The 472-nt window shown below is 51.9% G+C and carries 1 protein-coding gene; it reads left to right on the plus strand.

Annotated features, from left to right (window positions below):
- A partial coding sequence (locus Q0882_RS16685; protein ID WP_299184101.1) for a GTP-binding protein occupies positions 1-472 on the plus strand: 472 nt, incomplete at both ends.

Below are 472 nucleotides of genomic sequence, written 5' to 3' on the forward strand. Positions count from 1 at the left end.
TGGCTAAAGAACAATTTGAACGCTCAAAACCGCACGTTAACGTTGGTACAATCGGCCACGTTGACCACGGTAAAACTACACTGACAGCAGCCCTGACGCGCGTATGTGCGGAAGTTTGGGGTGGTGATGCAGTTGCATTCGATGGTATCGATAACGCTCCAGAAGAGCGTGAGCGTGGTATCACAATTGCGACTTCACACGTTGAGTACGATTCTCCAGAGCGTCACTACGCACACGTAGACTGCCCAGGACACGCCGATTACGTTAAGAACATGATCACGGGTGCTGCACAGATGGATGGCGCGATTCTGGTATGTGGCGCAACTGATGGCCCAATGCCGCAGACGCGTGAGCACATCCTGCTGTCTCGTCAGGTGGGTGTACCATACATCGTTGTATTCCTGAACAAAGCAGATCTGCTGGCTGAAGATTGTGGCGGTGCTGACTCTGAAGAATACGAAGAGATGCTTGA

It is taken from the genome of uncultured Neptuniibacter sp. (assembly GCF_947498015.1).
Classification (GTDB): Bacteria; Pseudomonadota; Gammaproteobacteria; order Pseudomonadales; family Balneatricaceae; genus Neptuniibacter.